This window comes from Lactonifactor sp. BIOML-A5 (assembly GCF_009677585.1).
In the GTDB taxonomy this organism is placed as follows: Bacteria; Bacillota; Clostridia; order Lachnospirales; family Lachnospiraceae; genus Lactonifactor.
The window spans coordinates 95249-102868 of the sequence record NZ_WKYV01000014.1 but is presented as its reverse complement, the minus strand read 5'-3'; the positions used below and the strand labels follow the sequence as shown (position 1 = coordinate 102868).

Below are 7620 nucleotides of genomic sequence, written 5' to 3'. Positions count from 1 at the left end.
TCATACTATTATAGGTTCCACAAAAGTGACATTTTCATAAGTGAATCCTAAGGTGACATTATCACAAGTTAACAACAAAATCCATGTGAAATTACTTGACAGTTCCCTCGGAAAAAGTTACAATTACAATATAATAAAGTGAGTTTAAAAAGTGAATTAAATATATTGGCCGGGAGATGAAAAAAATGGAGAACAGAGGGTTGGGGACAGGAAGTCAGAAGCATATTAAGGATAATAACAAAAAGGTTATCCTACGCCTTATGCTGAATCAGGGACCTCTGACCAAGAAAGAGATATCGAAACTGACAAAGCTGAGTGTAGTCAGTGTTACCAGCAATATGGATGAACTGCTGAAACTGGGGGCCATTGTGGAGGAGACACATAATGAGGAGACTTCTTACGGCAGAAAGCCTATGGTGTATAATGTGAATCCCAGATTCCGCTGCCTTCTCAGCGTAGATCTGGGTAAGGAGCTTGTGGATATCAGTCTGGGGGATATGTGTTACCATCTGATAGCCTCTGACACGTATCAGATTACGGAGGCGGTGGGAGCACATGAGATGATGGAAGATATTATGGGTAAGATTGAGTCACTTTTGAACAAAAATCAGGTATCCCCAGAACAGATAGGAAGTCTGGCCCTTGCCAACCCCGGAGTGGTATACGACGACAGCGGAAGGATACTGAAGCCGGCCAAAATGGCAAAAAAATGGGCGGATCTTCCACTGCGGGAGATGTTTCAGGAACGGTTCGGCTGTGCCACAGCAGTCATGAATGATATTGACATGGCGGCCCTTGGATACCAGGCTCTCTGCAAGAGGGAGGAGTTACCGGAAAATTATCTGTACCTCCGTGTGGATGCAGGGCTGGGTATGGGGGTAATTGTAGATGGCCAGTTGTTGAAATGCTCTTACGGAAGTGCAGGGGAAATCGGATATGCCACGCTTTTGAGGGAGGACGGCAGCTGGGAGATGGTAGATTATGAAACGATTGCCTCCCTGTCTGCACTGCTGGGCAGTGTAAAGGAAAAGCTGGATGCTCACAGAGACAGCAGCCTTTACCAGGCAACAAAGGGGGATCCGGAACGGGTTACCCTGGAGCTTATCGCAGAGACAGCGGGAAAAGATGCATGGCTTCAGGCAGAAATCAGCAGTGTGACAACCCACATAGCAACCATTGCCGTGAACGGTATGCTCCTTTTGGGGATTAATTCTGTGGTGATTGATGGGGGGATTCTACTGCTTAAGGAGTGGTTTACAGAGCCCTTTTACCGTATGCTGCGGGAGAAAAATGTGCTGAAAAGAGAGCCCCATCTGAATGTGGCAGCGCCTTATTCTGCCATTTACGGGGGCTTGCAGTTAGGGAGGAATCTGGTAATCGAGCATGATTTGTAGGCAATAAAACAAAATTATATAAAAATGGAGGTAATCGTATGGGAAAGCTAAGAACAGGTGTTATTGGAATGGGTTACATGGGGGATGCCCATGCCAGATTTTATCTGGCTCAGCCGGATGTGGAATTCGTAGGGTGTGCAGAGAGCTTTGACAAAAGAAGGGAGGAGGTAAAGGAACAGCTTAAAGTGGAGGTTTACAAAACCCCGGAAGAGCTGTTTGCACAGGGGCTGGACGCAGTCAGTATCTGCACTCCGGATGATCTGCACAAGGATTTGATATTAAAGGCCTTTGAGAACAAAGTAAAGGTTCTGGTAGAAAAGCCTTTGGCCATCTCCAGCGCAGACTGTGAAGAGATTCTGGCAAGGCGCCCGGATCCTACCTATCTGATGGTGGGACATGATCTGCGTTTTGACCCCAGAGCAATTCAGGCAAAACGTGCCATTGATCAGGGAAAGCTGGGCGAGATACTGCACATTAATATCTGGAGAAATAATACGGTAGCCAATGCCGCCCGCCTGGGGAAAAGAACCAGCATTGCCTGGTTTCTGGGAATCCACGACATTGATCTGGTTCTTTGGATGACAGGCTTAAAGGTGAAAAAGGTTGCGGCGGCCAATGGCTTTAAATACAACAGTCCTAATTGGGATTACACCTCCTCTCATCTGATTATGGATAATGATGCTCTGGTTGTGATGGAGAACCACTGGCTGCTTCCCTTTCAGCACAGTTCACAGGTGGATACCGGTATGAAGATTGTGGGGAGCAAAGGCATGCTGGAGCTGGAACTGGGATTTTCGGAGGTATCATTTGCCCCTATGGAGGGAGAAGGATGCAGATTTTTTGATACCTCATACCAGCCGGATGACCTAAACGATGTGCCGTCTGGTGATCTGGGGCGTGAGATACGGGCATTTCTGAGGGCAGCTGCAGAGAATACAATTCCTCCGATCACCGGAGAAGAAAGCTATGAAGCAGTGAAGGTAATACACATGGTTCATGAAGTACTGGAGAAAACTGGGTACACCATAGAAAAATAATATAAAAAGAGAGGGCTATAGACTATGGAATTAACGAAGATAAGAGAATACCGGAAAATGATGCAGAGGGAATTGTTTGACCGTATGCTGCCCTTCTGGGGGAACAAGCTGGATCGGGAGTACGGGGGCATGCCCACATTCCTGGATCGGGAAGGAAAACCGTTTTCCAGTGACAAAGGGGTATGGTTTCAGGGAAGAGTCCTGTGGACATATTCCTATCTGTGTAATGTGTATGGAGCGCGCCCGGAATGGCTGGAGATTGCAAAAAGCTGCAAGGACTTTATGAACCAGCACTGCTTTGACACAGACGGAAGAATGTATTTTTTGGTGACAAGAGACGGCAGACCGGTACGCAAGAGACGGTACTTTTTCAGCGAGACCTTCTATATACTGGGAAATGCAGAATATTCAGTGGCCACCGGTGACAAAGAAGCGCTGCAGGATGCCAGGCGTGTCTACGACAAGGTAGTGGAGCTTTATGAGAATCCAGACAGCGATCCCTTCAAAATGCCGCCCAAGTATAACCCGGAGGTACGCCCTATGCGGGGCCTGGCCAATGTGATGATCCTGCTGAATGTGACCTCTATTATGCGCAAGTGCGATCCCGAAAACAGGGAGAAGTACGATGCCCGGAGCAAAAAATACATATCTGATTTGTTACAGTACCATTATAACGAGGAGTACCAGGCTCTGTTTGAGAATGTAGGTCCAAATGGCGAATTCATTGATGAGCCTGCGGGCAGAACCATTAATCCCGGACACAGTATTGAAGCCTGCTGGTTTTTGATCCAGGAGGCGGAAGCTATGGGACTGGGAGATGATGTCATTGAGAAATGTCTGAATATATTTGATTGGTCTATGATGCATGGCTGGGATAAAGAGTACGGCGGAATTATGTACTTTGTAGACATAGAGGGAAGGCCCGTAGAACAGTATGAGCATGAACTGAAGCTCTGGTGGCCGGTGAGTGAGGCATTGATTGCTTCTCTGAAAGCATATACCCTGACGAAGGAAGATAAATATGAGACATGGTTCCACACCCTTGCAGAGTATTCCTTTGATCATTTTTCAGACCCGGAATATGGAGAGTGGGTGGGATATCTCACCAGGGAAGGAAAGTGGCAGGAGCCAGTAATAAAGAGCAATCTATACAAGGGGCTGTTCCATGTGACAAGGATGCTGGTAATGTGTGACCACATGCTTGCAGATCTGGAAGCAGAGCAGGAAGAGGAGGAATAAAGATATGCGGGTTTTAGCAATAGCTGCCCACCCGGACGATATAGAAATATCCTGTGCCGGGACTCTGGCGAGATATAAGAAGATGGGCTGGGATGTATTTATGTGCCATGTGTCTAACGGAAACCAGGGGCATGCGGTGATTATGCCTGACGAGCTGCGAGCCATACGTAGGAAGGAATTTTTAAATTCCGCTGCTCTTCTTGGGGCCGAGGGACTTACCTGTGATATTGATGACCTCTGTATCTACGGAGATATGCGGGAACACAGGGAAAAAGTGATGGACATTATCCGGTATGCAAGACCGGATGTGATTATCACCCACAGCCCTAATGACTATATGCCGGACCACGTGGCGGTGAGCAAACTGGTATTTGACGCTTCATTTGTCTCTACGCTGCCTCACTACACCACCAGGGAAGCTTATTATGAGACGCTGACTCCTATTTACTATATGGATACCCTGGCAGGGCTTAATTTTGTTCCAACGGAATATGTGGACATTACTGATACGTATGAGCAGAAGATGGAAATGCTGAAGCAGCATGAAAGTCAGCTGACGTGGATGAAAGACCATGACGGCATTGATTTTGCGGAGTTTGTCAGTACCTGTGCCCGTTACCGGGGGCTTCAGTGCGGAGCCGGCTATGCGGAGGCTTTTACCCCCTGCTATGCCTGGCCAAAAGTAAAAGCAGAAAGATATCTGCCGTAGGAAGAGAAAAGAGAAACACAGGCAGCCTGGTTAAGGAGAAAAATTATGATGGATTTGAATAAGTTATATGAATGGTGCAGCATTCCTATGGAAGAGCTTCTGGACCATAAGGACCGTAAGGTTCCTCTGCGCATTGTAGAGGATGCGGCTCAGCTTGGGGAGGTGATGGCGCGTGACCTGGCGGAGGAGATAAAAGCAGCCAATCTGGAGCAGAGACCCTTTCGTTTAATTGTTCCCTGCGGACCAAAAGAGTGGTACGCACCATTTGCAAGAATGGTAAATGAAGAGAGGATTTCTTTGAAAAATATGATCTGTTTTCATATGGATGAGAATCTGGATTGGGAGGGAAAACTGCTTCCCAAAAAGGATCCCAGCAATTTCAGGACATTTATGCATACCTATTTTTATGAGGCGGTTGACCCTGAACTCAGGGTTAAGGAAGAAAACCGGCACTATCTGACGCCGGACAATGTGAAGGAAATGTCGGAACAGATAGAGAACACGGAGATCGATTATACTATGGGAGGCTGGGGACAGGACGGCCATATTGCCTTTAATCAGGCGAAGAGAAGTCCGTATTCTGTGGTTACTATCGACGATATCCGCAATTCCACGGCCAGAGTTCAGGAAAATAATCTTGATACTATGATCGCCCTGGCCCAGAGGAGCTTTGGGGCTGGCTGGCAGTTTATGCCTCCTATGTCTGTGACCCTGGGTGCAAAGGAATGTCTGAAAGCAAAAAAAATCAGAGTATATTCAGCAACAGGCTCATGGAAGCAGACCGCTTTGCGGGTAGCACTTTTTTCGCCTCTTACAGAAGAATACCCTATGACTCTCCTGCAGGAACATCCGGATGCCCTGATCACTGCTACAAGAGAGACGGCCTGCCATCCTATCAGCGAGCATCCGGAGTGGGAATTCCGGGGGATTGCCGCCAGCAGAAAGGACGGTAAGGGATGAAATTCGACAAGGTAGTGGGAACCGGCGGTGTGGGGACCGGAATGCTGCTTCTGAGTCCCATACAGGATACCCTGGGACGCAGTGAGTCCCGCCTGGTACATATGAGTCCTGCCAGAGACTACTGTAAGCTGCATATTGTGTTTCATTATATAGCAGCCCTGATAGGAAAGCAGACGGAGGTCTATCCCCTCAGTTATGTGGGACAGGATACCATGGGCGAGGAACTGCTGGGGGAAATGAGGCTTGCCGGAATGCACACAGAATATATGGGCAGGTCGGAGGAACTCAGGACCATGCTCAGTGTATGCCTGCAGTACCCGGACAAAGAAGGCTGCAATATGACAGTCATCAACAGTGCTGCTTCCAGGGTAACCCCAGAGTATATCAGGTCCAGTATGGAAGCACTGTCCGTGGACGCCAACACTCTTGTAGCGGCTATTCCGGAGGTCTCTGCGGAGAGCAGGATTGCTCTGCTGCGGGAGGGAAAGGAAAGAGGGGCATTCTGCGTACTTTCAGTTCCTGCGGCAGAGGCGGAAACATTTCTGGAGGCAGATGCATTTACCCTCTGCGATCTCCTGGCAGTGAATGAGGAGGAGGCCAGGGCAGTGCTCAGTGCTATGGACAAAGAGAGGGAAGGAGACACACAGGAGAGTTTCGGGGATGAGCTGGTTCTGCGATTGTATGAGCAGGTGGAGAGATTAAATCCTGAGATACAGCTTCTGGTTACCTTTGGAAAACATGGCGCGTATACCATGGCAGGTCGCCGCCTGGAATATCTGCCGGCTGCTCAGGTTTCCGTTAAAAACACCACAGGCGCAGGAGATGCTTTTCTGGGGGGAACGATTACAGGGCTTTGTCTGGGGCTGCCTCTTCAAAAAAGCAGCAGAGAGTCTGCCTTGGAGGAGACAGAGCTTTTAAGTGCGGCAGAATTGGGAACTCTCTGTGCAGGACTGGCAGTACAGTGTGAAGACAGCATTGCCTGGGAAACAGAACCGGGTATTCTGGATGGGATAGGAATCAGTTGTACAGACATAAAAACTGGAAGGAACAAAGATACGCTCCAATAAAGAAGGATGATACAGCAGAACGGCATAGTCATTTCGGCTATGCCCTTTTGCTGCGCAGAAGGGTTGTACAATATCGCTGGTTTGTGTAGAATAGAAGGAAATAAAGAAAGCGAGGTATACGAGCATGAAGACAACAAAGATAGGAATTCTGGGAGCGGGGGGGATTGCAGCCCTGATGGCAAAAACAATTACGGAGATGCCACAGGCTGAAGCATATGCCGTTGCAGCCAGAGATATAAAAAGGGCGGAAGACTTTGCGAAAACATGGGGATTTACCTGTGCCTACGGCTCGTATGAGGATATGCTGAAGGATCCGCAGGTGGAGCTTGTATACATAGCCACCCCGCATTCTCATCATTTTGCTCACGGTATGATGTGCCTTCAGCACGGCAAACACGTACTGTGTGAGAAGGCATTTACTGCCAATGCCGCTCAGGCAGAGGAAATGATTGCCTTTGCGGAAGAAAAAAAGCTGCTGCTCACAGAGGCAATCTGGACCAGATATATGCCGTCGGTATCCATGATCCAGGAAGTGCTGGACAGCGGAGTCATTGGAACACCCACCCTTTTAACGGCGAATCTGGGATATCTTGTGTCACAGAATGAGCGTATGATACGTCCGGAGCTGGCAGGTGGAGCACTGCTTGATCTTTCTGTCTATCCGATTAATTTTGCGTCTATGATTTTCGGGGAAAATATAACGAATATCAGTTCTTCTGCAGTGATGACAGATACCGGAGTGGATGCCATGGACAGTATTACCCTGTGCTTTAGGGAAGGAAAGATGGCAGTGCTGGCGGCAACCATGCTGGCACAGACCGACCGCAGGGGAATTGTATACGGGGAAAAAGGATATCTGGTGGTTGATAATATCAACAATCCGCAGAAGGTAAGTGTATTCTCCCTGGAATGGAAGGAAGTTGCTGTCTACCAGGTGCCGGAACAGATTACCGGCTATGAATATGAAGTGCTGTCGGCAATCAGAGCCATTGAAGAGGGAAGAATCGAGTGTCCGGAGATGCCTCACAGGGAAACCATCAGGATTATGAAAGTAATGGATGAGATCAGGGAATCCTGGGGAATGCGCTTCCCTTTTGAGGCTTAGAGGAGGCTGGCTGTAGAAAAGCCAGTGAAGTATTGACTTTTGCTAAAAGCACATGTATTGTAAATGTGATACAAGGATTCTGCTCATAAAATAGGGGGGATAGGATAAG

At 48.2% G+C, this 7620-nt stretch carries 7 protein-coding genes; all 7 read left to right on the top strand.

Annotated elements, in window-relative coordinates; genetic code table 11:
* The first annotated feature begins 185 nt into the window (after positions 1-185).
* The 7 genes from GKG41_RS12555 (at position 186) to GKG41_RS12525 (ending at position 7511) form a co-directional block, all read left to right on the top strand.
* A complete protein-coding gene (locus GKG41_RS12555) occupies positions 186-1394 on the top strand; it encodes an ROK family protein (RefSeq protein ID WP_173015603.1) in 1209 nt (402 codons plus the stop codon).
* Between the two features lie 38 nt (positions 1395-1432).
* Entirely contained in the window at positions 1433-2431 is a 999-nt protein-coding gene (locus GKG41_RS12550; RefSeq protein ID WP_154259094.1) for a Gfo/Idh/MocA family oxidoreductase, read from the top strand.
* 24 nt (positions 2432-2455) lie between these two features.
* On the top strand, positions 2456-3670 hold the full coding sequence (locus GKG41_RS12545) for an AGE family epimerase/isomerase (protein WP_154259092.1): 1215 nt from the start codon (positions 2456-2458) through the stop codon (positions 3668-3670).
* Between the two features lie 4 nt (positions 3671-3674).
* Positions 3675-4379 (top strand): PIG-L deacetylase family protein, encoded by a 705-nt coding sequence (locus GKG41_RS12540; protein WP_154259090.1) that lies wholly within the window; start codon positions 3675-3677, stop codon positions 4377-4379.
* Positions 4380-4424: 45 nt separating this feature from the next.
* Positions 4425-5339 (top strand): 6-phosphogluconolactonase, encoded by a 915-nt coding sequence (locus tag GKG41_RS12535; protein WP_154259088.1) that lies wholly within the window; start codon positions 4425-4427, stop codon positions 5337-5339.
* A complete protein-coding gene (locus GKG41_RS12530; protein WP_154259086.1) occupies positions 5336-6406 on the top strand; it encodes a PfkB family carbohydrate kinase in 1071 nt (356 codons plus the stop codon). The genes GKG41_RS12535 and GKG41_RS12530 overlap by 4 nt, the downstream gene beginning before the upstream one ends.
* Before the next feature lie 100 nt (positions 6407-6506).
* A complete protein-coding gene (locus GKG41_RS12525) occupies positions 6507-7511 on the top strand; it encodes a Gfo/Idh/MocA family oxidoreductase (RefSeq protein WP_226903949.1) in 1005 nt (334 codons plus the stop codon).
* Positions 7512-7620: the final 109 nt, after the last annotated feature.